Raw genomic sequence first — 24,645 nt, forward strand, 5'->3', positions numbered from 1 at the left:
TCTTCCCATTCCGAACAGAGAAGTTAAGCCCGTTAGCGCCGATGGTACTGCAGAAATGTGGGAGAGTAGGTCGACGCCAACCTTTAAAAAGAGTCTTATTCCAAATGGAGTAAGACTCTTTTTTATATGCATTTATTTAATATTTGGTTTATTAAATTCTACTTATACGGAAAATACATCCGTTAACTCTTACTTAAGGTTTTTTAACCTATATTTTCCAACAATTTACTTGAGTTTTATCCACTTTGTTTATCTTTGTAGGCTATGAAACAATATTTCATAATATTAGTATTTGTATTTGCTTTAACCAATAGTTTGGTAGCACAGAAAACTATTGGAAGTAGACCTAGTGCAGGACAATCTAAGGGGGCATCCCAGGATGATCAAAACCAACTTGATAGTTTGGGTTATAATGTTGAATCCGTAATTAGAGCTTGGAAACTTTCTAATTTTGCAACAATAAAAAAATCAATTGAGCTTGATACCATTCTAGGTGAAATTCAAAATTACAATCCGATTTATCAAAAAAGTATATCTAATTCTTATCTTGGAAACCTTGGTTCTGCCTATCAGAGTAATGTTTTTATTGATAGAGTTACGGATGACTCATTTTTGTTTTTTAAGCCGTACAGAGCTTATATTATGAAACCGGAAGATGTTATATTTTTTAATACAACCACTCCATATACAAAACTATCTTACGAAACTGGTGGTCCAAAAGGACAGTCGGAGAATTTACTGAGAGCGATGCAGACTCAGAATATAAATCCATATTGGAATTTTGGTATAAATTATGACTTGATTTCTAGTGATGGTCAATATCAGAATCAGAAAACCAAACTTTATGATTTTACTTTATTCTCATCATACAAAAAACGTGAGTACGGATTTGATATTGTTCTTAATACAAATCGAATGAGTATTGAGGAGAATGGTGGGGTTTTTAGAGATTCGTTAATTACAGATACGAATGAGGATGCAGAAAATATTCAGGTTAATCTTGACCAGGCAAGTAGTAGATTGACTAATTTTAATTTTTTCATGAATCACTCCTATGGTATCGGTAAGGAAACTGAGCTTGTTCATGAAGAGGATACTACTTATTCTTATGCCATAGATTTATTTTATTCTTTGGATTACGAAAGTAATAGCTGGAGATATAAAGATGATAATTTGACAACTGATTTTTACGATCAAAAACTTTTAGATCAATCTGCTACTTTCGATAAGGTTGAACAAACTACGTTAAGAAATACTTTTCAAATCGTATTTAATGAAAATGAGAATAAATGGATTCGTTTAGGTGCCAGATTTGGTATTATCAATGAATTCACCAATTACAATTTAAGAAGAAATGTGAGTCAATACTCTTGGCAGCAGCAGGATGAAAAAATTCACAACAATCAATTGCTTGTTAATTTTTTCAGTAAATCTGGTAAATCAATTAACTGGAATGCTATGGGGACTTATTATTTTGAAGGATATAAGCAAAATGATTTTAAATTGAACTATGAACTAACGAAGTGGATTGGTGATAAAATTGAAAAACATGGATTCTTAGTAAATGGTAAATTAGAGTCAAAAACTTCTGATTTTATTTTGGAAGAATACTATGGAAATCATCAAAGTTGGAAAACTGGCTTCGATAAAACTACCAGTTTGCAAGTGGGTTTGGAATATTTTAATAAGAAATACAATTTTAAAATTGGTGCGAATTTTACTCAGTTAGATAACTATACTTATTTCAATTTAAATGCTCTTCCGGAACAAACGAATAGTGGAATATCCGTTTTCACAGGATATCTTGAGAAAAAATTTAAACTCGGTAACTTTCATCTAAACCAAAAGTTGGTTGGTCAAAATAGTACTAATGAAAATATTTTACCGCTACCAAGTTTATCTATTTACAGTAATAACTATTATAAAAATGAATTTTTCAATGGCGCATTAGGCTTTCAAGCAGGTATAGCCGTTCGATATAATACAGCCTTTTATGCTCCTGATTACATGCCCTCAACAGGACAGTTTTATTTACAGAACGAGAAAGAGTTAGGCGATTATCCGAAGATTGACTTGTATGTTAATTTTAGGATTAAAAGAACGCGAATCTTTGTTATGTACGAGCACGCCAATTCTTCTATTGGTAGCAAAAATTATTTTACTACTAATCATTACCCAATAAATCCAGCTATGCTAAAGTATGGCTTGGTTTGGACATTTTACAATTAAGAATTCTTAAAAATAACCAAGAATTTATATCAAATAATCTTGGTTTGAGACCTGATAATTTCTAATTTAATATTAGAAAGGGAGAATTATATGCCACAATTAAAATATATAAAACTTGTTATACCTTTGATTTTCATGGTATTTCTTCAGACTTGCAATCAGCATAGGAAAATGGCTGAAATGCAAATGCAAGAGAAACCAATCGTGGAATTAAAGCATGTAAAGTTACGTGGAAAACTGCGGGTTATAACCGATTACAATTCCACAAACTACTTTATATATAAAGGTAGAACCATGGGATTTCAGTACGAGATGTTGCAGGCTTTAGCCAAACATCTTGGGGTGAAATTAGAATTGACTGTTAATAATGATCTGCTTTCTTCTTTTAAATCATTAGAAAATGGAGAAGTTGATGTGTTGGGTATGAATTTGGCAGTTACCAAAGATAGAATGGATAGGTTCAATTTTACAGTACCTCACAGCCAGTCCAGACAAGTATTGATTCAATTAAAAGATTCAATACAGTCTAGCTCTTATATTTCAAGCCAGAATCAATTGGTGGGTAAGCACATTCATGTATCAGAGGCTTCTTCTTTCGAAGAACGACTTGAAAGTCTATCACAAGAACTTGGTAAAGAGATTCTAGTTGAAACGGAAAAATTAGAAGTTGAACAGTTAATATCTAAAGTAGCTAAAGGTGAAATTAAATTTACTATTGCCGATGAAAATGTAGCAATGGTAAATCAAGCATATTATCCTGAAATAGACATTAAGACACCTGTTAGTTTCCCACAAAATTTGGCTTGGGCTCTGCGTAAAGGAACAAATCACTTAACCCAGGATATAAACATGTGGTTAATTGATTTTCAAAAATCCAGAGAATACAAGCGTATTTATAGAAAGTATTTCAGAAGCTCAAGGATTGAGGAAATGTTATTAAGTGAATATTTTACTTTAAAGAGTGGGAAAATATCTGAGTATGATGAATTGTTGAAAGAAAAATCTAAAATTGTTGGTTGGGACTGGAGATTGTTGTCTGCTTTGGTTTATCAAGAATCTAATTTCAATCCTAAGGCTAGATCATGGGTTGGCGCTTTTGGTTTGATGCAATTGATGCCAGAAACAGCTTATAGATACGATGTAGACTCTTTATCATCAGCTAGAGATAATGTGGATGCTGGAGTTAAATATCTAAAATATTTGGAAGGAAAATTAGATAAAACACTTGATGATAAAACAGATCGTCTACAATTCTTATTAGCCTCTTATAATGTTGGATTAGGTCATATTTTAGATGCCCGACGTTTGGCAGTAAAGAATGGTAAAAATCCTGATCAGTGGAAAGGTAGTGTAGATTATTACTTATTGAATAAAGCCAAACCTGAATTTTATAATGATCCAGTTGTAAAATATGGATATTGTAGGGGAGAAGAACCATATCTGTACGTCACAAAAATTTTAGATCGTTACGCTCATTATAAAAATATGGCATTAATTGATCAGACCGGCTCTTAAAAAAATTTCTCGAAGTTCTGATAGAATCATTGCTGTTGCACCCCAAACTTTATGACCTTTTGCATTGAAGTAAGCTGCATGTATGGTCATTCCATTTTTATCGAAATTAAATTCATTAATATTATCAATTGATAATAGTTTTTGAATAGGCATTTCAATAATTTCTTCCACTTCAAATTGATTTAATTTGAAATCGGGTTTCTCTTCACAATAGCCTATTACAGGAAGAACCATGAAGTTACTTACAGGAATGTAAAGCTCGGTTAAGGAGCCTAGAATTTTTATTTTTTTACTATCAACACCAAGTTCTTCATTTGTTTCACGAATTGCAGTTGCAGTTCTGTTTGTATCACTTTTTTCGGTTTTACCTCCTGGAAGACTAATTTGCCCACTATGACTTGTATTTCCTGTCGTTCTTTTTATAAATGGAAGATATATTTGCCCTTCTTTAGGGTAGAAAAGTAGCAAAACACTACTGTCTCTTGCAATATTTGGGTCGCTTTTTTTTAAAGCATGCTCACGAATAGATGGTGACATTTTTTTTTGAGCATCGAAGCCAGGAAGACCATTTTTAAGCTCAGTATTAATTGCTTCAGTGAATTTTTGTAAATCAATTTTTGTGTCCAATATATTCATAAATTTCATTTTCTAATCTTACTTAAAGATAGGTATAAAGTTACCCCAAATGTCAACATATCATTAATCTTTATATTAAAAAACCCGGCTGTTAAACCGGGTTGAGAATTATTTTCTAAAATTTTTGACGAATTGTTCAACCTCCGGAACACCTCCCTGGTACAACAAATATCCATTATATGGTTCTCGTTTTGTGATTTCATCATTAATAGGTGTTTCCATAATTTTAATTACCTCTTCACGATCGTTGGTTTGTCCCAATGCCCAACCAAGTTTAATGTAAGCTGCTTCAGGTAGCATATTGTCCAAAGGAATTACACCCATTGCCATTAAATCACGACCAGTATCGTAAACAAACATATGTGTGTAACCCCATAGAGTTTGTACAGTCATAAAAATATTAACTCCTTTTTCTACTGCTCGTTTTATTGCTGGATAAACGGGTTTATTTACATGTCCTAATCCGGTTCCTGCTATTATTATCCCTTTGTATCCGCAATCAACTAAAGCGTCAATAACATCTGGTTGCATGTTAGGATAATAATACAGAATGGTAACCTTTTCTTCGAAAAATGGCAAAATTGTTACATTCTTATCTTTTCTTCTATGATTGTATTTTTTCTTGATAGGTTTTACTCCTTTTCTGGTTACAGTTGCTAGAGGTGTATCTCCTAGTGTTCGAAAAGTTGAACGATAACTGGAGTGCATTTTTCTTACTCTGGTGCCTCGATGAAGGAAACCATATTCGTCTGAAGTAGGTCCAAACATACAAACCATTACTTCCGCAATATCACCATGCCCAGCAGCCACTGCTGAATGCATAAGATTAAGTGCAGCATCGGAAGAAGGACGATCTGATGATCGTTGAGAACCAACTAATACAATTGGAACAGGTGAGTTTTGAACCATGTAAGTTAAAGCCGCTGCTGTATGATGTAATGTATCAGTACCGTGTGCAATAATAATTCCATCAATGCCATTTTCAATTTCTTTGCCAATAGCAATTGCTAGAGCAATATATTGCTTTGGTCCCATATTTTCACTGAAAACAGCAAAAACCTTTTCTGTTGTTAGGTTGCAGATATCGGCTAATTCAGGTACCGAACCGTATAATTCCCCTGGAGAAAATGCTGGAATTACAGCTCCTGTCCTATAATCTAAACGTGAAGCTATTGTTCCTCCGGTACCAAATAATTTTACAGCTGGTTGACCTTCAGTGTAAGGAAACTCTTTTTCGGGTACTTTATAATTGGCTTTTTTATAGCCAGTTTCTTTCATTTCCTGAATGGTATTCACATTTATTCCAATATTATATCCTGTAGATATTTTAAGAACAATGTGTTGATCATCATCATTTTCAGCACGAGGTAATATGGTACCGTCAAATTCTCCTCTAGTTGTTAATATGTGCGTTTTACCCCACACTCTTACATTGTATTTTTTTAGGGTTGCTAGTGCTTTTCCCTTATATCCTTGAAACAAATCTTCCATTATTGCAGACGTTTATCAATGATTTGACGTAAATCTCTTAATTCAATATTCCCAATAGCTTGTTTGTGCAATTGACCCATAATCCAGTTGGCAGCATCTTTTTTCTCTTCAGATTTTCGAATGTCTTTGTATTTTTCAGCTAAGAAATCGATAGGCGCTGCTAATTCTTCCATACTTCGCTTTTTAAATTTTAAGGCTGTAAGCATTGAATTGAATTCCATTTTTGGGTGATCATACAAAATTGGAAGTAAATATCTTGCAATATTCGGATGTAATTTTTGTTCATGAATAAACTTAAAAAGACCAATTAACTTGCGATTATTGAGTTCGGCATTTGTTCTTTTCTTGCCAACAATATTTTTAAATGTGTGACCGAAAAAGATGGAAATTCTTTTTGGATCAAATTTAAAGCGAGTATAAATTTCTTCAATTACTGGATATAAATTCTTACTCAAAATAAAATGATAAGCATCTACAGGAACTCCCCATTTTATTAATAAATCGATTCTATCTGATGTGTCTTGAGGCAGATCTTTTCGTAATTCGTCAATATATGTGTCTGATAATGATATTGGTGCAGAATCGGTGTCAGGATACATTCTATCAGCACCAGGTAATACTCTTTCAAAGATAGTTGTACCATCAATTAGAGATTTTCTTGTTTCATTTGGTACACCATCGAACACCATCAGGCAACGTTCTTCAATAGTTTCTATTGCAGTTTTAACATCTGCTTCGTCACCCCAAATAATTAATTGAGCATCTTCATTAGTTGCCTGTAATTCACTTTTTATTTTATTGAAATCATCTTTGGATAATGGAAAATCATCTTGTTCGTTGTGAATCATATTTGGCAATTCCAAACAAGCTATAACCTTTAATCTTTGAGATATTTCATTTGCAAATACTTGTCCTGGTTGAGTAAAGTGAGATAATAATCCTTTAAACTTAGCTAAGTTTATGGCAACAATTTTATGCTTTTTATCTTTACAATCTACCAGTGGCTGATAAGAGAAATTGAAATCATGAATATCCAGTTCAGTGTATTTTATTTTCCAATCTTCTTTTGTTATTCTTTCTAATAATAGTTTTCGGATATGCAATAAAGCCCATTGACGAAAAGCTTCGTTGTGTGACAATTCAGGAATCCATTTGTTGTGAGCAACGCCTTTAATTTCAACTCTGGATCCTCCTCTGCAGCTCACATTAACATCTTCACGTCCAGCTCCCATTCCTGTTCGAACCAATCCCGTACTTCTGTTTAAAAATCTAATGTACTCAGCAGCTTCACGAAGTTCGTCCGGAGTATTTAATTCAGGAGCGGTTACCGTTTCAATTAAAGGAGTGCCTAATCTATCGGTTTTGTACCATCTTTCATGAGCAATATCTGCTATTTCACGACAAGAATCTTCTTCGATACTAAGCTGAATGATATTTACCTTTTTATTACTAAGTTGTATGTGTCCATTAACACCTAGAATCGCTGTTCTTTGAAAGCCAGTAGGAATACTGCCATCAAGATATTGCTTTCTAGTGATGTGCACTTCACCAACTATATTCAATTTGCACATAAGAGATATTTTTAGAGCAATCCCCAATGCTTCATGATTGATTTTAAAAGGTGGTGTGTCATCTACTTCGTAGGTACAAGCAGTCTCGTTGTTGATTCGGTATATAATGTTCTTACGGGTTTTAAATTCCATAAGAGCAGTACCATCGTATCCGCCTAGTTCGCTCATTGCAGGTCGCATGTGGCGAATTACTTCAGCATCGTAATCTTCATTTGTTTGGAAAACTCCGCAAGGACAATGGCAAAACAACTTTTCTTTGGTTGCAAGTTGTTGGTGAACTTCTAAACCCGACATAAAGCCAATTCGGCGGTAATCTTCAGGTTTTGCATACCTGCGATCTACATAACCAATTTGTTGTCGGGAGAGTTCGTAATTTGAGTTGGGTTTAATCTTTGTACTCATTTTGGGCTTAGGTTATTTTTAACCGTAAAAAGTACAAATTTTAAAAAGTTTAAGAAATGATTTAATTCAGGTTTAATATTTTATAATAAAACTACTGCATGAATGGTAGTCTTATTTTATAGCCTTTATTCTCGATATCATCGTGGATTTTTTTACCTATAGTCTGTCCCCAAATCATACCTGCCTGCATGCTTTCATTGGTAATTTCGGGTATTTTTTCAGCAATTCTTTTGCCAGCTTCAGATTCAAAAAAAGCTATCATTGCTCGAACATCTTCATGCGAAAGATTTTTTTTATATACTGGAACAATCATTTCCATTAAATCATCAATTGATGTATTTAAAAACTCTTTTTCAGCTTTTTGCCAATATTCAGAAGGAATATTAGATTCCTGCGATTTAAAATGAATAATCATTGTTTTTACAGATTGTTCGAAACTAGCAGAGGATCCGTTAATTTGAAAAAGATGCTTAATATCTTTTGTAAAAGCATCATCACCATTTTTATTATTGGCATGAGTAACTCCAGAAAAAAATAGTAGAACTAAGGAGATTATGAGAATTGGTTTTAGATTTTTCATCATTTTGTGATTTGATTGATTACAAAAATCAAAAATTATTTCGTTAAATACAATAAATCAGTTATTTGTTTAGTAATTAACTTTCGCTTAGCTGCATCCTGTTTAGATTTAATATCCATATTTAGTGCGAAAAAATAAACATTATCATTTTTTTCGATGTAACCTACATACCAACCAATTTGACGTTCTACTCTTACTGCCCAACCAGTTTTTGCTCGAATCGTGTAGTTGGGTTTTTTCTCAACAATCATGATATCTTTTACTATTTCCTGATTTTGTTTTGAAAAAGGCAGTTCTTTCAAATAAAGACGTTTTAAAAAATCAATTTGTTGATTTGCACTTATTCGAATTTCACCATTCAACCAAAAAGTATCAATATTACCTCCTATATTTTTATTTCCATAGTTGGCAGTTTTCACCCAATGTAACATCCTATCCTCACCAATACGTCTTGCTAATTCCTGATATAACCAAACCACCGAATATTTTATGCCTGATTTTAAATTGTGATCTCTATTCCATTCATTTATGAAGCGTTTTTTACCATCCCATTTAATGATTTCATTTTCATCTTTAATAACTTCAGTTTCCAATGCAATCATCGAATTAATGATTTTAAATGTCGAAGCTGGCAAAAAAACTGAATCTAATCGTACAGAATTATAACTCAATGATTTGTTGTTTTTAAAATCTTGAATGATAAAACATCCTTTAGTATTTTCTTTCTCAAAAATCTTTAGAATATCATTTGTCGTGAATTGTTCCAGAACTGATTTTTTCTGAACATCACAACCGATAAATGTTAATAATACGGATAGAAGGATAATATTTCTCATGAATTTAAGCTCTTAACAATTGATAATCTTGTTTTTTGTAGATAAACCAAAATAGGATAATACATGCTGAACAAAGCAAGCTGGCAAGTAAAGATCCTTCGAAACCAAATTTACCACCTGTAAGTAATTCGCTTCCAGTTATGGTTTGAGAAATTAAAGTGTCTGTATTTGTTCCGCTAACTTCGAAACCAAAAATCGGTCCTTGAAAAAAGTTCCAGCTAAAATGTAGAGCTATGGGAAACCAAAGATTCTTTGTGAAAATATAGCTGATTCCTAAAAGCAATCCAGCTAACAAGATATTTGTAATTCCTAGAAATGAAACATTAGGGTTAAATAGATGCATTACTGTGAATAAGAGTGCTGATAAAAGTAGTGCTAAGTAACGATTCATAGAATCCATAAAATTGGGAAGAATATATCCGCGAACAAATACCTCTTCATTAATAGAAACCAAGATAAAAATTAGAATACTTTGAAATAAACTAATGAAATTAAAATTTATTGCAGTAATACTTAGGTTTCCATTTATCCATAATATTAAGGTTCCTATTCCCATTAGTAATGAACCTGTGAGTAGACCGTACAAGATATCCTTACTTCTGTTTTTAAGCGAGAAACCTATATCATTTAGTTCTCTTCTATCTATAAATCGAGTGAAAATCCAAACAATAGTCAAAGTACCTATAGTACCAAAAAACTGAACAATCAACATTTTACTTTGTTCTAGTATTGTTTGACTTATCGAAGATTCATTTATTAATGAATCGATAATTAGTTTGCTTATTACTTTTCCTACTAGCAAGAATATAATTGTAACAATTAGGAAGGGTATAATAATAAGTAAGGCACGTAACCAGCCTTTTTTAATTGCTGGGTTTTGGATTGATTCATTCATGATTTAGTAAATTGATTAGTTGTTTGTAAAGTTAACAAAACAGATATATCATTTAATAAAAAAAGCTTGCTTCTTTTGAAGCAAGCTTAAATTATATTCAAGAACTATTTATACAATTCCTTGAGACATCATTGCATTGGCAACTTTAACAAAGCCTCCAATGTTGGCTCCATTAACGTAATTCACAAAACCATTAGATGATTTTCCAAATTTTACGCAAGTGGTATGAATATCTTTCATGATGCGTTTTAAATGGTTATCAACTTCATCACGAGTCCAACTAATGCGCATTGCATTTTGCGACATTTCAAGACCAGAAACAGCAACTCCACCGGCATTAGCCGCTTTACCTGGTCCATAAAGAATTTCATTTTCCAAATAAACTTCAACAGCCTCAGGTGTTGAAGGCATATTTGCACCTTCCGAAACACAAATACATCCATTTTCAATTAATGTTTTTGCTTCTTCTTCATTAATTTCATTTTGAGTTGCACTAGGTAAAGCAACATCACATTTAACTCCCCAAGGTCTCTCTCCAGGGAAATATCCAACTTTGTATTTGTTGGCATACTCTTCAATACGACCTCGTTTTACATTTTTAAGACGCATTACAAAAGCTAGTTTTTCACCATCAATTCCATCAGGATCGTAAATAAAACCAGATGAATCTGATAATGTAACCACCTTTCCTCCAAGTTCATTTACTTTTTCGACAGTAAACTGAGCTACATTTCCAGAACCTGAAACAGTAACAATTTTATCTTTAAGGCTATCACCTTTAGCCATTAACATTTCCTGTGCAAAATAGACATTACCATATCCAGTTGCTTCAGGACGTATTAAACTTCCACCCCATTCAGCACCTTTACCAGTTAAAACACCAGTAAATTCATTGCGAAGACGCTTGTACTGTCCAAACATAAAACCAATTTCGCGACCGCCAACACCAATATCGCCGGCAGGAACATCGGTATTCGGACCAATGTGTTTGCAAAGTTCTGTCATAAAACTCTGGCAAAAACGCATTACTTCGCCGTCTGATTTTTGTTTCGGATCAAAGTCAGATCCACCTTTACCACCTCCCATTGGAAGCGTTGTTAAACTATTTTTAAAAACTTGTTCGAAGGCAAGGAATTTAAGAATTCCCAAATTTACAGTTGGGTGAAAGCGGAGACCACCTTTATAAGGTCCAATAGCACTATTCATCTCAACTCTGTAGCCTCGGTTTACTTGAACTTCTCCTCTGTCGTCAACCCATGGAACTCTAAAAATTAACACTCTTTCTGGCTCGGAGATGCGCTCCAGAATTTTGGCAGTTTTGTACTTTGGATTTTCTTCAAGAAAAGGAAGTAAGGATTCAACTACTTCGTGAACAGCCTGATGGAATTCAATTTCTCCTGGAGTTCTGTTGATCAGATTGTCCATAAATTCCTTGCTGGAAGGGGCTTTTAACATGGTTGTCATGGTAAAAAATGTTTAAGTTAGACATGATTCATTTTGGGTGTAATTAGAAAGTAGCCTTTTGGATAACTACTTACTCTATTAAAGGTATGAAAGAAATCATTTAAGGTCAAGCTGTTAGATCTCGTTTAATTTTTTTAAATTTAGAAGAGCCCACAAATAGTACACGAGTCAGGAAAATTGAGCTTTAATTTTTATTGTATCTACGTAAGAAACCCAAAACTATGAGTTCAGAAGTTGATAAAACACCAGGAATCAATAAGATATTAGCCGAAAATATTGAGCGTTTGAAAGAATTGGCTGCAATTAATCAAACTACCGGCATTATTAAAGAAGGAAAATCAATAGAAGACACACTTCAGCAAATCTGTTTTATCCTGCCTCGTGCCTGGCAATATCCAGAGTTTACAGTTGCCAGAATTATTTTTGATGGACAGGAATATTTGAGTTCAGGTTTTCGTTTGTCGCAATGGACAATGACTCAGGAATTCATGAGTATTGATAATAGAAGTGGTAGAATTGAAATTTGTTACGTAAAGAAGTTTCCAACTATCGATGAAGGTCCATTCTTGAAGGAGGAGCGGCATTTGGTAGAAAATTTAGCTCATATTATTGTGGGTTATATCAATAGTGAAACAGGAAAACAACTATTGTCGAGAGTTAAGGAAGATATTGACGATACTAAAAAAGAAATAGTTGGTCCGTATGTTCCCGTAACCAATAGAAAATTACTCCAGAACTTTCTGAATAAAAATAATGCAGATAGGGATATTTATCATGATTTGATGCCTTTTAAGGTGAAAGAAATTTTATTGGTAGCAAACCTGTACGATGCATACTGTATTGAAAGGGAGGGTAAATTTTCGGAGCAAATTTTAGGTGAGTATCATCAATTAAATTTGACATCAATGCCTAGGGTGACAGGAGTTTCCACTCTTGAAGAAACTATGGAGCAACTGCATACTAAGCATTTTGATATGATTATTTTAATGGTTGGTGTGGATAAGAATACTCCTATTGAATATAGCGAAAGAATTAAAAAAGAGTTCCCTTACATCTCAATTTTCCTTCTTCTTAACAATGATGCAGATATTGCTCTTTTTGAAGAACAAAGAACAGAATTAACAGGTGTGGATAAAATATTCGTGTGGAATGGAGAGTCTCAGGTGTTTTTTGCCATGATTAAATCTCTTGAAGATAAGGTTAATGTAGATAATGACACTAAAATTGGTCTCTCGAGAGTTATTTTGTTGGTTGAAGATTCTGCGAAATATTATTCAAGATATATGCCAATGTTGTATCAAAGTGTATTGGCACAAACACAACGAATAATTGATGATGTAAGCACTGATGCACAATACAAGATTCTTAGATTAAGGGCACGACCAAAAATACTTTTAGCTTCGAATTACGAGGAAGCCATGAATATCTATCATAAGTTTCGAGAGTTTTTACTGTGTTTAATATCTGATGTGAAATTTAAAAAGGAAGGAGTATTCGAAGAAGATGCAGGTATTCAGTTGGTAAAGGAAATAAAAGGGGTTTATCCAAATTTACCTGTAATACTGCAATCATCAGATGTAACAAATGCAGCTTTTGCCTTTAAATTGAAATGTAGTTTTATCAATAAGAATTCTGAAACATTACGTCATGATATTCGATTATTTATTCGTCAGTTTTTAGGCTTTGGCGATTTTGTTTACAAAGATGCCGATGGAAATGAAATTGCTACCGCTAAATCATTAAAAGAGTTTGAAGAATATTTGTATCATATTCCAGCAGAATCATTGGTTTATCATGCCAATAAAAATCATTTTTCGCTTTGGTTAATGGCTCGTGGAGAGATTCGCATTGCTAAAATGATTGCGCCCTATAACATCAGCGATTTTAAATCGGCTGAAGATGTAAGGGATTACCTGATTAATGTGATTCAGAATTATCGTAACGAAAAAAATAAAGGTAAGGTTGTTGAGTTTAATACAGATCATATTTTAAATGCACATAATATTGTTACTCTATCGACAGGATCATTAGGAGGTAAAGGTAGAGGATTAGCCTTTATTAATTCTATGCTTTTCAATTTAGATTTAAGCAGGTATGTAAAAGATATCAATATAAAAGCTCCGATGACGGCTGTGATTGGTGTGGATGAATATGAATCATTTTTGGATCGAAATAACCTGTTGGATAAGACGAAAGAAATATATGATTTCAAGGAAGTTCAACAACTATTTTTAGTTTCGGATCTCACCATTCGTTTGGTTCAAAAAATTAGAATCTTGCTCATGAATTTTGATCAGCCTTTGGCAATTCGATCTTCTGGCTTGTTTGAGGATTCATTATTACAACCTGTTGCGGGAGTTTTTCAAACCTATTTGGTACCAAATAATCATCCTGATTTAAACCAACGAGTAAAGCAGGTTACTGATGCCATAAAGCTAGTTTATGCGTCAATTTTCTCCGAAGAATCTCGAGCAAATGTAAATGCTTTAAATTATAAGATTGAAGAGGAAAAAATGGCGGTAGTCATTCAGGAAGTGGTGGGAAACAGATATAAAGATGCCTTCTATCCGCACATTTCAGGAGTAGCACAGTCTTACAATTATTATCCTTTTGGGCATATGAAACCTGAGGAAGGATATGCTGTTATAGCTGTCGGTTTGGGTAAATATGTGGTTGATGGAGAAAAAGCTTTCCGTTTTTCACCAGTTTTTCCTACTATAGAGAACAATTCTCCTAAGGATCAGTTTAAGAATTCTCAGGTTGAGTTTTATGCTGTGGATTTAAAGAAACAGGATATTGATTTAATGGAAGGAGAAACGGCAGGTTTAATTCGTTTGGATATAGACGATGCAGAAGAACATGGAAACCTGATGCACTGTGCGTCGGTCTACAATTCAGTAAATGATACGATAAGTCCGGGATTGGATGCTTATGGTCCAAGAATTATCAATTTTGCAAATATTCTAAAGTACGATTATATTCCTTTGGCAAAAACCATCGAAATGGTTCTGGATATTGTAAAAGAAGCTATGGGGTCGCCGATAGAGATTGAATTTGCTGTTGATTTAAGTAAGGATAAAGATGGTAAGGCTTCTTTTTACCTGTTGCAGATAAAACCTTTAATAGGGAATGTTGACGATTACAATGTGAAATTAGAAGAGGTGGATAGAAATAAGCTTCTTCTTCTATCTGAAATGAGTATGGGAAATGGTTTGGTTGATGATGTAGTGGATGTAATTTACATTTCTCCAGATCAATTTCATAAGGATATGACACTGGATATTGCATCGGTTATTTCATCGGTGAATGAGAAAATGAGGTATCAGAACAAGAATTATATTCTTATTGGACCAGGACGATGGGGAACCCGTGACAGATGGATTGGTATCCCGGTAAAATGGAATGATATTTCCAGTGCCAAACTAATTGTAGAAACCAGCTTTGAGGATTATCCTTTGGAAGCATCGTCGGGCTCGCATTTTTTCCACAATGTAACTTCGATGAATATTGGCTATTGTTCCATTCATCATCACTCTGAGACTTCTTTTGTTGATTACGATTTACTAAGAAAACAAGATTTAGTAGCCGAGTATGGCGCTGTAAAACATATACGATTCAAAAAGCCTTTAACTATTAAAATGGATGGTAAAAAACGATTGGCAATTGCCAATTGGAACTCTTAATCGAATTGTATTGCTTTTGAAGGACTGATTTTTGTAATCAGATATGATGGAATTAAAAGCATAGATACGGTTGCAATTAAACTGCCAATATTTAAGAGTATAAGATGACTTAATTTGAGATTTATTGGAACTGTTTCAACGTAATAACTTGTAGGATCAAGAGGAATGATTTTAAAATAGTGTTGTATCAAGCAAATTGAAATGCCAATTACATTGCCCCAAATCATTCCTTTTCCAATAATCATTGAAGCTTGGTAAAGAAAAACTTTTCGGATAGACCAATTTGCTGTTCCCAGAGCTTTTAAGACGCCAATCATACTGGTTTTTTCAAGAATAATAATTAGTAATCCCGATATCATGTTAAACCCTGCAACTAAAATCATTAAACCTAATATTACCCAAACATTAATATTCAGCATTTCGAGCCAACTAAAAATTTGAGGATATTTTCTATCAATACTCCTTACTTTTAAACTTGCGCCATCATCGGTGAACGAGCTGGCAGTAAATCCTTTTACTAAATGGGTAAGTTCCGATAATTCTTTAAAATCATCAATGAAAATCTCATATCCACTAACTTCATGATCTTCCCAATCATTCAATTTTTGGATATGACGCATATCACAAATCAGAAAAAGTTTATCTAATTCTTCTATTCCTGTATTGTAAATACCGGTAACGGTAAATCTTCTTTGTCGAGGTGGTTGCTGAATAAAATACACCGACAATTTATCGCCAATATTTAAATTTAATAGAGAAGATAATTTTTCTGAAATTAAGATGTCATTGCTTTTTGTGCTATCAGGCAGTTGAATTGTATTTCCAGCAACTAGATGCTTTTTAAAAAAATCCCAATCGTAATCTTTGGCAACTCCATTTAAAACAATTCCTTGAATTTCTGTTTTTGTTTTTAAAATTCCAGGTTTTGTGGCAAAGGTTTGAATGTGACGAATTCCTCCTACATTTTCAATTGATTTGGTATCTATTAGGTTCTTGTCAATTGGTTGAGTTTCGAAGGAAGAATTGTTATCGTAATTGGTAACCTGTATGTGAGAGCCAAAACCGATCACTTTATTCTTAATTTCCGATTTAAAACCAGTAACAATAGCAACTGCTAAAATCATTACACAGATCCCAAGAGAAATACTAACTTTAGCAATACTTATAATAGGATGAGAAATGTTTTTTTCTCCCTTTTCAGCAGATGTAATCTTTTTGGCTATAAACAGTTCTAGGTTCAAATTGAAATTATTTTTGTTGAGAATAACACAAAAGTAGTAATTTCATGTTAACCTAATGGAAAATTAATAAAATGAAGACTTTTTTAAGATATAATTTGATTGCCTTATTATTGTTAGTGAATTCTTTTGCTTACTCCTGCACTACGGAATTAGAGAAAAAAATTGATTGTGGAGCCGATAATACTGTCGAATATTTGCCTTTATTAAAAGATAAAAAAATTGCAATTGTAGCCAATCCATCATCTTTAATTAAGAATGAACACTTGGTGGATTATTTAATTGCCAAGAATGTTAAAATCAAAAAAATATTTAGTCCGGAACATGGTTTTAGAGGGAAAGCTGATGCTGGAGAGAAAATTAAAAATGCAAAAGATAAATTAACAGGAATTCAAATTGTATCGCTTTATGGTAAGCATTTTAAACCATCAATTTCAGATGTTAGAGGTATTGATATGATGCTTTTCGATCTGCAGGATGTTGGCGTGCGTTTTTATACCTACATATCTACTTTACATTACGTGATGGAGATTTGTGCCGAGCAAAATATTCCTTTAATTGTACTGGATAGACCTAATCCTAATGCACATTATATCGATGGACCAGTTTTAGACATGCAATATTCTTCCTTTGTAGGAATGCACCCTGTACCTATTGTATATGGTATGACTATTGGCGAATATGCCAAAATGATTAATGGAGAAAAATGGTTGAAAAATGGTGTTCAGTGCGATTTAAAGGTTATTGCTTGTAAAAATTGGAATCGAGGTCAGAAATACCATTTGCCAGTTAAACCTTCTCCTAATTTGCCAAATTCGTTGTCAATAACACTATATCCATCTTTGTGTTTTTTCGAGGGAACATCTGTTAGTGCAGGTCGTGGAACCGATCATCCATTTCAATGTTATGGTCATCCATTTATGAATGAATCTTATTTTACTTTTACACCTAGAAGTATACCTGGAGCAAGCAAATACCCAAAATTTAAAGGTGAAAAATGCAATGGATTTGATTTACGATTGATGAATGAAGATTCTTTTAGAAATAGGAAGAAATTGGATTTGTCTTTTTTAATGACTGCCTATTCGCAATTAAAAGAAAAAGAGAAGTTTTTCAATGCTTTTTTTAGGAATTTAGCAGGAACAAATCAGTTAAAACAACAGCTTGAAAAAGGAATTTCAGAAGAGGAAATAAGAGAAAGTTGGAGTGAAGGTTTGAATAATTTCAAAATTATTAGAAGCAAGTATCTTATTTATTCTGAGGTGAAAAATTAATATAGAATTCAATTCATACATAGAGTTTTAAACAATTAATGTAGTTGTAAAATTCGTAAAATTCAGATCTAATAATTTAGAACTTATCAAAATAATCGGTAAATTTAAGGGAGTAACAACCGAAAATTGAAAGAAAATGGCATTTACCTTACAAATTGGCGATATCGCTCCGGAATTTAATTTGATAGCAACAGATGGGATTAAATATAAATTATCTGATTTTAAATCTTCGAAACTTTTGGTTGTATTTTTTACCTGCAATCATTGTCCTTATGTTATAGGTTCAGATGAAGATACCAGGGCAATTGCTGAAAAATATATGCCTCACGGTGTTGAATTTATTGGAATCAATTCGAATTCACCTAACACTTACGAAGAAGATGATTACGATCATATGGTAACCCGAATGGAGGAAAATGAATTTCCATGGGTTTATTTATACGACGAATCACAGGAGGTTGCCGTTAATTATGGTGCATTAAGAACGCCTCATTATTACCTTTTCGATAGTGATAGGAAATTGATATATACAGGAAGAGCTGTTGATAATCCAAAGGATACATCTAAAGTTCAAGTTCGGGATTTGGAAAGAGCTATTGATGAATATTTAGCCGGGGAAAAAGTTTCGAAACCTGTTACTAATCCAATTGGCTGTAATGTGAAATGGGATGGAAAAGACAAACACTGGATGCCAGCAGACGCTTGCGATTTATTGTAGGAAATTTTTATAAAAAATTGAAGCAGTACTTTTAGTACTGCTTTTTTTGTGAGCAAGCGCAACCAAATCAATTGTTTAGCATCTAATAAATAATTTAACCAACCAAATTAATAATCATGAAAACCAAACTTCTATTGATTTACCTGTTAATCCTTCCTGTTTTGATTATTTCTTGCGAAAGTGAAGGTGATATAAAGATTGTTGAATTTAATGAAGGGGAATTTTTAAGCAATAGAGAGAAGTGGAACAATTTAAAACTTCAGAATTATTCTTATGAGTATTCTAATTCAGGCTATTCTTATACCGGGATATCATCACATGTAAAAGTGATTGTTTCAAATGGAAATGAAATTAGTGTGAGTGAATTAAAAGAGAATGGAATTCAAGATCCAGATAAATATATAATTAATGATTTATTTGAAGAAATAGAAGCTAAATATCAAACTGATGGTATGCTTGATGAATCCAATGAGGTATATCTTGAAGAAATTGAAATACAGTATGATGGACAATTTTATTATCCTATTGAAATACATTACATATATCATATTCCCGATGGAATGGTTGGAGTTTGGAATATGCACCAATACATTAGCAATTTTGTCTTTGAAGATTAAAAAGAAAATTTAAGTAGCTCATGTTTAAATGGAATTCGATTATTCTGCATATAAGTAATTTAACCAACCAAATTAATAATCATGAAAACCAAACTTCTATTATTTTGTACGTTATTTCTTTCTGTTCTGATCATGTCATGCGATGATAATGATGATGAAAAATTCGAAGCACTTTTAGATGATGGAATCCCAGAAAAGGTTGTGTTTGATGAAAAGACACATCTAGAAAATTTAGAAAAGTGGAATGATCTAAACCTGCAGAATTATTCTTATGAATTTGGATATTCTCCAGAAATGGATTTTAAAATAGAAGTAAGAAGTGGTGAGGTAGATGATGTAGAAATATTGGGTTCACCTACTCCAAATTATCTAACAATTAATCAAATTTTTCAGGAGATTAAAGATGCTTATCCTGAAAATGGAGAGATTAAATTGGTTGAAGGAGACATTTCCTACCTTAAGGAGATCAAAGTAGTCTACAATAGTGAATATTTATACCCGGAAGAGGTGAAGTTTATTTATGGTGTTACAGAACCTGTTGAGATTGATGGTTTCTTTCATAGATTTATAAGTAATTTCCAACTCGAAGAATAATTAATAAACTGAAAAATATAGATGGCTCCATGAAAATGGAGCCTTTTTTATTGTGCTTAATATTCTAAATATTAAAAATGAACTTATAAGAACATTCTACTGCATTATTATGAGTTGGTTTAAATTCAGGTTAAAAAATATTATATTCAAACCTTAAATTAACCTTTTTAATTATTGATATGAAGAAACTTACTTTAACGCTATTGCTAATTGGGATAGCAATAGTTAGCACTTTGGCGCAAAAAAAAATGCCGGAAACTGCAGTTAAAACACTGGCGGGAGAGAGTGTTAATGCAAATCAATTTACTAATGATGGAAAACCAATTGTAATAAGCTTTTGGGCAACATGGTGTAAACCCTGTTTAAGTGAATTGTCGGCCTTTAACGACGAATATGAAGATTGGTTTGAAGAGACCGGTGTAAAAATTATTGCAGTTTCGATTGATGATGCGCGAACAAGTGCACGTGTAAAAAGCTTGGTTTTAGGAAAAGATTGGCCGTTTGAGGTTTATTTAGATTCTAATCAGGACTTAAAGAGAGCCTTAAACATTGTAAACGTACCTCATACTTTAATTTTAAATGGAGAAGGAGAAATTGTATGGGAACATACAACTTATAATCCAGGAAGCGAAGAGGAGATAATTGAGCAAGTGCGCCAATTGATAAAGTAAATCAACACAAATAAATTTAATATCTAACCAAATGAATAGAATATACATCTGCCTTTTAGTTATTCTAACAATCACAAGTAGTTCTCTTTTTTCACAAGAAAAAGGGACTTTGTCAGGAAGTTTCGAAAGTAATAATCAAATATATAGAGATGATAGCAAAATTGGAGCTAGAGCACCTAAAGACAATTTTGGATCAAACAATTACTTAAAGTTGAATTACAATTATGGAAAATTTCAAGCTGGAATTCAGTATGAAGCCTATTTACCTCCATTATTGGGATATGATTTTAATTTAGATGATGAAGGAATAGTGCACAAATATGTTTCCTATCAAGATAAAGATTTGGCGATAACAGTTGGTAACTTTTATGAGCAATTTGGAAGCGGCTTACTTTTTAGAGCATGGGAAGATCGACAATTGGGTTTAAACAATTCTCTTGAAGGTGTTAATATTAGGTTTAAGCCTACTAATTATATCAGTTTAAAAGCTGTATATGGAAAACAACGCAAATATTTCGATACTGGAGAGGGAAAAATTAGAGGAATTGACGGAGAGTTAAACGTGCTGGAAGGATTGGAAATTGAAGGGAATTCGATCTTGATTGTAGGTGGAGGATATATAAATAGATATCAGGATTATACTGGTCCCGTAGAAGATTTCCCGTCAAGTGTAAATGCTTGGTCCGCAAGAGTTGATTTTTCTTCTGGGAAAAGTGCTCTTCAAGTTGAATACGTGAATAAAGGTGAAGATGGAAGTTCGGCAACTCCTCAAATAATATCAAAAGGAGAAGCTTTGCTGGCTAATTATAGTTACACTCAGAAGGGTTTAGGTTTAAATTTCTCATTTAGAAGATTGGAAAATATGACCTTTAGATCGGAAAGAGAAGCTGTTAATAACGAGTTGTTTGTGAATTATTTGCCAGCCAATACAAAGCAGCATAAATACAGTTTGGCTAATTTATACCCATATTCGACACAAGCAATGGGCGAAATTGGTGGTCAGGTAGATTTTGTATACACCATTAAGAAAAAATCAGCTTTGGGTGGAAAATATGGAACGAGAATTTCTTTAAACTATTCGCATTACAATAAGTTGGAAGGAACACAAGTTGATGGTGTGTTTTATAAGGATTCGGAATTTTTAGGTTTTGATGGCACCAAATTGTATCGTGATTTTAATGTTGAAATTCAAAAGAAGTGGTCGAAACGCTTCAAATCTTACTTTACGTTCATGAATCTTGAGTACAATAAAAGTGTAATTGAAGGTGGTGATAAAGGTTTGGTGAAAGCTAAGGTATTTGTATCTGACCTGCAGTATAAATTGAAAAAAGGAAAAGCAATACGAGCAGAATTTCAATATTTAAATACAAAGCAAGACATGCAAGATTGGATTGCCGGGACTTTGGAATACAATATTGGTAGTCGTTGGTCCTTCTTTGTTTCAGATATGTACAATTCTGGTAAAACAGATGTTCATTATATCAACTTAGGAGGTAGCTATGTGAAAAAATCTACTCGATTTTCTTTGAGTTATGGAAGACAAAAAGAAGGTTTACTTTGTGTAGGAGGTGTTTGTAGAATGGTACCTGCAGCAAGTGGTTTTAGCTTTAGTTTGAGTAAAAGTTTTTAAGAATTGAATCATAAGAAAAAAGAGCTGTTTGATCATTCAAACAGCTCTTTTTGTATATTTATACCTAGAAACTCTAGTCAAAAGCTTGATTAGAACCTATTTTAACGATTTGAGCATTTAATACATTCTTACCACCTTTTTCAACTACAAAAGCGACAATGTAACAATTCTCTTTCTTGTAATTTTCCAAACTGATTTCAAAATCAGCTTCACATATTTTACCTGCTTTGGTATAATCTTCAGGAATAACATCTCCATATACATCTGTTGCCGATTTTCTAAGAACATTAGCATGCTCGAAATCAATAATAGGATTTCCTTTTTGGTAATATGGAGAATTACCTTCATCATTATAATAATTGGCTTGATTAGCTAGAACCTTATCTTCAACGAGATAAATTACGTAATCAACACTTTTAGAAATGTCAGCACTAAACCCAATTTGAATTTTACCTTTTACCATTTCATTTTCAATGTCTGTAAGTAAGGCTATACCCAAATCTATATCTTTAGAAAGATTGCTTTGAAGATCATTGTATTTTTCAGTCCATGTTTTTAATCGATTTACTTTTGCGGTAGGAAAACCTGTAATATTAAATTTTTCAAGCATGTTTTTTACATGAGTATAACCCATATCACTATCATCGTGAATTCCAATTCCAATAACATTACTATTTTTATAAACTGCATCTTCCATTGCATGTGCAACTCTCGGACAATAACCACACCAAGTTCCTGTGTAATCTTCTAGAAGTATTTTTGTTGTGAAGGCTGAGGGAGCTACTTCGGTGCTTAATGTCACATTCGTATTTGTTCTGGAAATGGATGGTGTAGGATCCGGATCTGGAGTAATTGAGTCATCATCGCTACTGCTACTACAAGAACTTGTAAAAAGTCCTAAAATTAGAATGGCTGGCAGAAACCATTGTTTAAAATTTTTCATGTGATTGATTAGTGTTAATTAATAATAAATTAATTCTCTTTGTCTTAAAAATAAGAACAAAACTTTAGAAGACAAATTATTGGGATTTTTTGTGGATAAAATCAGCGGAACTTACTATTTGGTTAATCTGCATAAAAAAACGACCCCAATATTTGGAGTCGTTTAATGATATAATATTTTGTATTAATTACAATGTTCTGCCAGGATATACTTTTAAAGCAGCATCCAAAGTTTCCATTGCGTTAGCCAAATCTTCTTTCTTTAATACGTAAGCAATACGAACTTCGTTTTTACCTAAACCTGCAGTTGCATAGAATCCTGTAGCAGGAGCAACCATTACAGTTTGGTTGTTGTGTTCGAATTCTTCCAAAATCCACTGTGCAAATTTATCTGCATCGTCAATTGGAAGTTTTACAACAGTGTAAAAAGCTCCCTTTGGAAGAGGACAATAAACACCTTCCATTTTATTTAAAGCTTCTACCATAAAATCACGACGAGCGATATATTCATCGTAAACTTCGTCGAAATATTCTTTTGGAGTATCTAATGATGCTTCAGCAGCAATTTGTCCAAAAGCAGGAGGACATAAACGAGCTTGAGCAAATTTCATTGCAGTGTCAATTACCTCTTTGTTTTTGGTAATCATAGCACCAATACGCACACCACATTCAGAGTAACGTTTCGACACAGAATCCATCATTACAACATTCTGCTCAATACCTTCCAGATTCATTGCTGAGAAATGCTCTTCTCCACCATAACAGAATTCACGATAAACTTCATCAGAGAACAAGAATAAGTCATGCTTGATAACCAATTCGCGTAATTGATTCAATTCCTCTTTAGAGTACAAGTAACCTGTTGGGTTGTTAGGATTACAAATAACAATAGCCTTTGTCTTAGGAGTCATCAATTTTTCAAACTCTTCAATTGCAGGTAAGGCAAAATCGTTTTCGATATTTGATGTAATTGGCACAACTTTAACACCAGCAGCAATAGCAAAACCATTGTAGTTGGCATAGAATGGCTCTGGAATTAAAACTTCATCACCAGGATTTAAACAAGTCATTAAAGCAAAAGTAATTGCTTCAGAACCTCCAGTGGTAATCAACATTTCATTCTCATTAACATCAATACCAATATTTTGGTACATTTTTGCCAATTTCTTACGATAAGAAATATTACCCGCTGAGTGAGAATATTCAATTACTTTCTCAGTACAGTTTCTGATTGCATCCATTGCAACCTCAGGAGTTTTAATATCTGGCTGACCGATGTTCAAGTGATAAACAGTTCTGCCTTTAGCTTTTGCGCCTTCTGCATAAGGAACCAACTTACGAATTGGTGACTCAGGCATCAATCTTCCTTTGTCTGAAATTTGTGGCATTTGTTGTGTGTTTAAGTTTTTGGTTTAATAAAAATAAAGTGCCTAGAATACTTAAAGTGCCTAGAATACTTAGAGTTATATCGGAAGATAAAATCATTTCAATTTATAACTTTAAGTACTTGTAAATACATTAAGTACTTAGAAACTCGATTCTGCCAAAAGTATATAAAAAACTAGGTAAAAAAAATGATTTTTCATGCTTTTCAACATCGCTTTAAAAATCTGACTTTTAGGAAGTCGCAGTCTTTTATTTCCAAGTATGAAACTATTC

19 protein-coding genes and 1 rRNA gene are annotated in these 24,645 nt (G+C 33.0%); 10 read left to right on the forward strand and 10 right to left on the reverse strand.

The features are described from left to right. The 3 genes from rrf to GCQ56_RS17090 form a co-directional block, all read left to right on the forward strand. Positions 1–82: ribosomal RNA gene (gene rrf, locus GCQ56_RS17080) — 5S ribosomal RNA — on the forward strand; the annotation flags it as partial. A gap of 182 nt (positions 83–264) precedes the next feature. Next, positions 265–2,229: a putative porin gene (locus GCQ56_RS17085; protein WP_152735755.1), complete on the forward strand. Its 1,965-nt coding sequence runs from the start codon at positions 265–267 to the stop codon at positions 2,227–2,229. Positions 2,230–2,319: 90 nt separating this feature from the next. Next, positions 2,320–3,744: a transglycosylase SLT domain-containing protein gene (locus tag GCQ56_RS17090; protein ID WP_152735756.1), complete on the forward strand. Its 1,425-nt coding sequence runs from the start codon at positions 2,320–2,322 to the stop codon at positions 3,742–3,744. Here GCQ56_RS17090 and GCQ56_RS17095 read toward each other — a convergent pair. From GCQ56_RS17095 to gdhA, 7 genes are all read right to left on the reverse strand, one after another. Next, positions 3,721–4,380 (reverse strand): CoA pyrophosphatase, encoded by a 660-nt coding sequence (locus GCQ56_RS17095; RefSeq protein WP_152735757.1) that lies wholly within the window; start codon positions 4,378–4,380, stop codon positions 3,721–3,723. The two genes, GCQ56_RS17090 and GCQ56_RS17095, sit on opposite strands and share 24 nt — an antisense overlap. A gap of 108 nt (positions 4,381–4,488) precedes the next feature. Beyond that, entirely contained in the window at positions 4,489–5,871 is a 1,383-nt protein-coding gene (gene gatD / locus GCQ56_RS17100) for a Glu-tRNA(Gln) amidotransferase subunit GatD (RefSeq protein WP_152735758.1), read from the reverse strand. After that, positions 5,871–7,844: a Glu-tRNA(Gln) amidotransferase subunit GatE gene (gene gatE, locus GCQ56_RS17105; RefSeq protein WP_152735759.1), complete on the reverse strand. Its 1,974-nt coding sequence runs from the start codon at positions 7,842–7,844 to the stop codon at positions 5,871–5,873. Before gatE ends, gatD begins: the two co-directional genes overlap by 1 nt. Positions 7,845–7,935: 91 nt before the next feature. Next, positions 7,936–8,427 (reverse strand): DUF2059 domain-containing protein, encoded by a 492-nt coding sequence (locus tag GCQ56_RS17110; protein ID WP_152735760.1) that lies wholly within the window; start codon positions 8,425–8,427, stop codon positions 7,936–7,938. Between the two features lie 32 nt (positions 8,428–8,459). Continuing rightward, complete coding sequence (gene blaOXA / locus GCQ56_RS17115) at positions 8,460–9,260, reverse strand: class D beta-lactamase (protein WP_152735761.1); 801 nt, start codon at positions 9,258–9,260, stop codon at positions 8,460–8,462. A gap of 4 nt (positions 9,261–9,264) precedes the next feature. Then, positions 9,265–10,155, reverse strand: coding sequence for a CPBP family intramembrane glutamic endopeptidase (locus tag GCQ56_RS17120; RefSeq protein ID WP_152735762.1), 891 nt, complete (start codon positions 10,153–10,155; stop codon positions 9,265–9,267). A gap of 108 nt (positions 10,156–10,263) precedes the next feature. Beyond that, positions 10,264–11,610: an NADP-specific glutamate dehydrogenase gene (gdhA, locus tag GCQ56_RS17125; RefSeq protein WP_152735850.1), complete on the reverse strand. Its 1,347-nt coding sequence runs from the start codon at positions 11,608–11,610 to the stop codon at positions 10,264–10,266. Positions 11,611–11,840: 230 nt separating this feature from the next. Here gdhA and GCQ56_RS17130 point away from each other — a divergent pair, with 230 nt between their 5' ends. Further along, positions 11,841–15,302: a PEP/pyruvate-binding domain-containing protein gene (locus GCQ56_RS17130; RefSeq protein WP_227006104.1), complete on the forward strand. Its 3,462-nt coding sequence runs from the start codon at positions 11,841–11,843 to the stop codon at positions 15,300–15,302. On the opposite strand, the gene GCQ56_RS17135 is transcribed toward GCQ56_RS17130, so the two are convergent. Then, positions 15,299–16,543: an ABC transporter permease gene (locus GCQ56_RS17135; RefSeq protein WP_152735763.1), complete on the reverse strand. Its 1,245-nt coding sequence runs from the start codon at positions 16,541–16,543 to the stop codon at positions 15,299–15,301. The two genes, GCQ56_RS17130 and GCQ56_RS17135, sit on opposite strands and share 4 nt — an antisense overlap. Positions 16,544–16,614: 71 nt before the next feature. Here GCQ56_RS17135 and GCQ56_RS17140 point away from each other — a divergent pair, with 71 nt between their 5' ends. The 6 genes from GCQ56_RS17140 (at position 16,615) to GCQ56_RS17165 (ending at position 22,044) form a co-directional block, all read left to right on the forward strand. Then, on the forward strand, positions 16,615–17,814 hold the full coding sequence (locus GCQ56_RS17140) for an exo-beta-N-acetylmuramidase NamZ domain-containing protein (protein ID WP_152735764.1): 1,200 nt from the start codon (positions 16,615–16,617) through the stop codon (positions 17,812–17,814). 136 nt (positions 17,815–17,950) lie between these two features. Further along, positions 17,951–18,532 carry a thioredoxin family protein gene (locus GCQ56_RS17145; RefSeq protein ID WP_152735765.1) on the forward strand — a complete coding sequence of 194 codons (582 nt, stop codon included), beginning with the start codon at positions 17,951–17,953 and terminating at the stop codon, positions 18,530–18,532. Positions 18,533–18,648: 116 nt separating this feature from the next. Next, a complete protein-coding gene (locus GCQ56_RS17150) occupies positions 18,649–19,149 on the forward strand; it encodes a DUF6174 domain-containing protein (protein ID WP_152735766.1) in 501 nt (166 codons plus the stop codon). Between the two features lie 81 nt (positions 19,150–19,230). Beyond that, a complete protein-coding gene (locus GCQ56_RS17155; RefSeq protein WP_152735767.1) occupies positions 19,231–19,743 on the forward strand; it encodes a DUF6174 domain-containing protein in 513 nt (170 codons plus the stop codon). Between the two features lie 179 nt (positions 19,744–19,922). Continuing rightward, a complete protein-coding gene (locus tag GCQ56_RS17160; RefSeq protein WP_152735768.1) occupies positions 19,923–20,414 on the forward strand; it encodes a TlpA disulfide reductase family protein in 492 nt (163 codons plus the stop codon). Positions 20,415–20,445: 31 nt separating this feature from the next. Then, positions 20,446–22,044: a DUF6029 family protein gene (locus GCQ56_RS17165; protein WP_152735769.1), complete on the forward strand. Its 1,599-nt coding sequence runs from the start codon at positions 20,446–20,448 to the stop codon at positions 22,042–22,044. Between the two features lie 73 nt (positions 22,045–22,117). Here GCQ56_RS17165 and GCQ56_RS17170 read toward each other — a convergent pair whose 3' ends face one another. Continuing rightward, positions 22,118–22,987: an Omp28-related outer membrane protein gene (locus GCQ56_RS17170; protein ID WP_152735770.1), complete on the reverse strand. Its 870-nt coding sequence runs from the start codon at positions 22,985–22,987 to the stop codon at positions 22,118–22,120. Between the two features lie 187 nt (positions 22,988–23,174). Continuing rightward, the gene (locus tag GCQ56_RS17175) at positions 23,175–24,374 is read right to left on the reverse strand and encodes a pyridoxal phosphate-dependent aminotransferase (RefSeq protein WP_152735771.1); all 1,200 of its coding nucleotides are present in this window, start codon (positions 24,372–24,374) and stop codon (positions 23,175–23,177) included. Positions 24,375–24,645: the final 271 nt, after the last annotated feature.

The sequence above is a fragment of the Marinifilum sp. N1E240 genome, assembly GCF_009295825.1.
GTDB lineage: Bacteria > Bacteroidota > Bacteroidia > Bacteroidales > Marinifilaceae > Marinifilum_A > Marinifilum_A sediminis.

What these genes read in the sequence shown, in the direction of transcription:
- GCQ56_RS17085 (WP_152735755.1), top strand. Translation starts at nt 265, where the DNA reads ATGAAACAATATTTCATAATATTAGTATTTGTATTTGCTTTAACCAAT.
- GCQ56_RS17090 (WP_152735756.1), top strand. Translation starts at nt 2,320, where the DNA reads ATGCCACAATTAAAATATATAAAACTTGTTATACCTTTGATTTTCATG.
- GCQ56_RS17095 (WP_152735757.1), bottom strand. Translation starts at nt 4,380, where the DNA reads ATGAATATATTGGACACAAAAATTGATTTACAAAAATTCACTGAAGCA.
- gatD (WP_152735758.1), bottom strand. Translation starts at nt 5,871, where the DNA reads ATGGAAGATTTGTTTCAAGGATATAAGGGAAAAGCACTAGCAACCCTA.
- gatE (WP_152735759.1), bottom strand. Translation starts at nt 7,844, where the DNA reads ATGAGTACAAAGATTAAACCCAACTCAAATTACGAACTCTCCCGACAA.
- GCQ56_RS17110 (WP_152735760.1), bottom strand. Translation starts at nt 8,427, where the DNA reads ATGATGAAAAATCTAAAACCAATTCTCATAATCTCCTTAGTTCTACTA.
- blaOXA (WP_152735761.1), bottom strand. Translation starts at nt 9,260, where the DNA reads ATGAGAAATATTATCCTTCTATCCGTATTATTAACATTTATCGGTTGT.
- GCQ56_RS17120 (WP_152735762.1), bottom strand. Translation starts at nt 10,155, where the DNA reads ATGAATGAATCAATCCAAAACCCAGCAATTAAAAAAGGCTGGTTACGT.
- gdhA (WP_152735850.1), bottom strand. Translation starts at nt 11,610, where the DNA reads ATGTTAAAAGCCCCTTCCAGCAAGGAATTTATGGACAATCTGATCAAC.
- GCQ56_RS17130 (WP_227006104.1), top strand. Translation starts at nt 11,841, where the DNA reads ATGAGTTCAGAAGTTGATAAAACACCAGGAATCAATAAGATATTAGCC.
- GCQ56_RS17140 (WP_152735764.1), top strand. Translation starts at nt 16,615, where the DNA reads ATGAAGACTTTTTTAAGATATAATTTGATTGCCTTATTATTGTTAGTG.
- GCQ56_RS17145 (WP_152735765.1), top strand. Translation starts at nt 17,951, where the DNA reads ATGGCATTTACCTTACAAATTGGCGATATCGCTCCGGAATTTAATTTG.
- GCQ56_RS17150 (WP_152735766.1), top strand. Translation starts at nt 18,649, where the DNA reads ATGAAAACCAAACTTCTATTGATTTACCTGTTAATCCTTCCTGTTTTG.
- GCQ56_RS17155 (WP_152735767.1), top strand. Translation starts at nt 19,231, where the DNA reads ATGAAAACCAAACTTCTATTATTTTGTACGTTATTTCTTTCTGTTCTG.
- GCQ56_RS17160 (WP_152735768.1), top strand. Translation starts at nt 19,923, where the DNA reads ATGAAGAAACTTACTTTAACGCTATTGCTAATTGGGATAGCAATAGTT.
- GCQ56_RS17165 (WP_152735769.1), top strand. Translation starts at nt 20,446, where the DNA reads ATGAATAGAATATACATCTGCCTTTTAGTTATTCTAACAATCACAAGT.
- GCQ56_RS17170 (WP_152735770.1), bottom strand. Translation starts at nt 22,987, where the DNA reads ATGAAAAATTTTAAACAATGGTTTCTGCCAGCCATTCTAATTTTAGGA.
- GCQ56_RS17175 (WP_152735771.1), bottom strand. Translation starts at nt 24,374, where the DNA reads ATGCCACAAATTTCAGACAAAGGAAGATTGATGCCTGAGTCACCAATT.